This window comes from Cupriavidus sp. WS, from assembly GCF_000395345.1.
GTDB lineage: Bacteria > Pseudomonadota > Gammaproteobacteria > Burkholderiales > Burkholderiaceae > Cupriavidus > Cupriavidus basilensis_B.
In genome coordinates, this window is the sequence record NZ_AQPL01000518.1 from 1 (window position 1) to 2,659 (window position 2,659).

At 71.0% G+C, this 2,659-nt stretch carries 3 protein-coding genes; all 3 read left to right on the forward strand.

The annotated features are described in order from the left end of the window. The first annotated feature begins 19 nt into the window (after positions 1-19). On the forward strand, positions 20-1,267 hold the full coding sequence (locus K206_RS0133255) for a DUF2957 domain-containing protein (protein WP_059410974.1): 1,248 nt from the start codon (positions 20-22) through the stop codon (positions 1,265-1,267). 41 nt (positions 1,268-1,308) lie between these two features. Next, positions 1,309-2,154 carry an OmpW family protein gene (locus tag K206_RS0133260; RefSeq protein WP_029044377.1) on the forward strand — a complete coding sequence of 282 codons (846 nt, stop codon included), beginning with the start codon at positions 1,309-1,311 and terminating at the stop codon, positions 2,152-2,154. 83 nt (positions 2,155-2,237) lie between these two features. Beyond that, on the forward strand, positions 2,238-2,659 hold a 422-nt coding region (locus K206_RS0133265; protein WP_020206623.1), incomplete at its 3' end, for a glutathione S-transferase family protein.

Consider the following 2,659-nt stretch of genomic DNA (forward strand, 5'->3'; position numbering starts at 1 on the left):
CGCGCGCCGCGCGTCCCGGCTGGCGCGCTACGCGCTGGCGCTCGCCGGCGCCGCGCTGCTGGCCGCCTGCGGCGGCGGCGGCGACGGCGACCACACCAGCGCCGCGCCGGCCGCGGCGATCCCCGTGCGGCTGTGCCCGGCCGCGCTCGACTACACCACCACCTTCACCGGCGGCACCGGCTCGGGCGAGCTGGTCAAGGTGCAGATCGACACCAGCAAGATGACCTGGCAGGTGACGTTCCTCGATTCGTCGGTGCCGCGCGCCACCGGCACCGTGCAGCCCACGCGCAGCGACACCGCCAGCGGCAGCAACGTGATGAGCGGCAAGCTGCAGCCCGAGACCGGGCTGCCCACCGAGAAGCTCAACCAGTGCGCGTTCCAGCTCGCCGGCGCCAGCCTCGACCCGAACCGCCCGGCGCGGCTGTTCGTGGGCGAGGGCGTGGCCGGCGGCACCATCCCCGGCGCGCGCATCCAGTTCGACGGCGTGGCCGGCGCGGGCGTGGTGCCCGACACCACCTTCCCGTACTTCCAGTTCATCGGCTTCGCGCAGACCGAGACCGACCTCGGCAAGATCGCCGGCCAGTACAACGGCTCGGGCTTCCACGAGGTGCCGTCGAAGAACTTCCAGACCGTGGCGCAGGACTACCGCATGACGCTGGCCGCCGACGGCTCGTTCCTGGTGTGCGACAACAAGCCCGGCGGCACCTGCGCGCAGAAGGGCAACAAGTTCGTGCCCACCGCCGGCGGCGCGCTGCTGTCGACCAACTACGCGGCCGAGCTGCCGCCCACGCTGGGCGGCACGCTCGGGCGCGCCTACCTGATCGTGGGCAAGCTGCGCGGGCAGCTGGTGCCGGTGATGATCCGCGTGGGCTACGCCAGCGGCTCGATCGGCGGCGTGCTGGGCGGCATGCCGCTCGGTGCCGACGACGAGATCGGCATCGGCATGATGGCGCCGGCGGCGGCCGTCGCGCAGGGCTCGGTCAACGGCGAATACGTGGGCGTGGACAGCAGCTTCGACTACCGCACCACCGCGCTGGTGGGGCCGGACGCCACCATGCTCGACCCGTTCCGCGCCTCGGACGCGTCGCTGGCCACGGCGTTCGCGCTGGACTACGCGCAGCAGGTGCCGGGCGTGGTGACGACCACGCGCAAGGGTGGCGCCGCGGGCGGCCCGACCGGCAAGTTCATGTTCACCGGCGGCGTGTTCGGCTTCCTCGAGTCGCGCGGCGGCAGCCCGTATTTCACCATCGGCGCGTTCGTGCAATGACGGCCATGCGATCCACACACATCCGGAAACACAACATGACGATGAACGCCATTCGATTCGCCGCGCCGCTGCTGGCCGCGGCACTGGCCTGGCTCGGCGCCATGCCGGCCGCGCACGCGCAGAAGGCCGGCGACAACGTGGTCGCGCTGGGCTGGTTCCACATCAGCACCAGCGGGCACAGCAGCCCCTTCACCACCAGCGTGATCGACGCGCCGATCAACGGCCCGCTCGGGCTGCCGTCCTCGTTCAGCGCGCCGGGCAGCAGCATCAGCACCTCCAACGCCGACACGCTGGGCCTGACCGTGAGCCACTTCTTCACCGACCACATCGCGCTGACGACGGTGGCCGGCGTGCCGCCCAAGTTCAAGCTCCACGGCCACGGCGACCTGATCCCGCCGGGGCCGGCCGGCGCGCTGGGCCGCCAGCCGCTGGGCGACCCCAGCCTCAACCCGATCATCACCGGCGCGCGCCAGTGGAGCCCGGCGGTGATGGCGCAATACCACTTCCTGGAGCCGACCGCGCGCGTGCGGCCATTCGTCGGCATCGGCGTGTCGTACAACTTCTTCACCAACATCGACCTCAACCCGGCCTTCGCCGCGTCGGTCAACAACAACCTCGGCGCCACGCTGGCGGCCGGCGCCGGCAAGCCGGGCCCGACCTCGGTGGAGGCCAAGGCGTCGAGCTCGTGGGCGCCGGTGTTCAACCTGGGTGGCTCGTTCGCCATCACCGACCAGTGGGGGCTGACCGCGTCGGTGACGTACATCCCGCTCAAGACCACCTCGTCGATGATCGTCAAGGCCGCCGACGGCACCGTGCTGTCCACCTCCAAGGCGGACATCAGCCCGAGCCCGATCATCGTGTTCGTGGCGGCGACGTACAAGTTCTGAAGCCGGCGCGGCGGCGCGCCACGGATCGATTATGCTGATGCCTCGCCGGCCCGTTCCCGGGCCGGCTTTTCCTCGGAGGCAATATGCAACTCATCGGCATGCTCGACTCGCCCTATGTCCGCCGCGTGGCCATCTCGCTGCGGCTGCTGGGGGTGCCGTTCGAACACAAACCGGTGTCGGTGTTCCGCGCGTTCACGCAATTCCAGGCCATCAACCCGGTGGTGAAGGCGCCCACGCTGGTATGCGACGACGGCACGGTGCTGATGGAGTCGGGGCTGATCCTCGACTACCTGGCGGTGCTGGCCGGCCGCAGCCTGATGCCGGCGGACCTGCCCGCGCTCCAGCACGCGCTGCGCGTGGCCGGGCTGGCGCTGGCCGCCTGCGAGAAGACCGTGCAGATCGTCTACGAATGCAACCTGCGGCCCGACGAGAAGCAGTACGAGCCGTGGCTCCCGCGCGTGCGCGGCCAGCTTGGCGCGGCCTACGCGGCGCTGGAAAAGGAAAT

Coding starts and splice junctions, on each gene's coding strand:
- K206_RS0133260 (WP_029044377.1), top strand. CDS start 1,309: ATGAACGCCATTCGATTCGCCGCGCCGCTGCTGGCCGCGGCACTGGCC.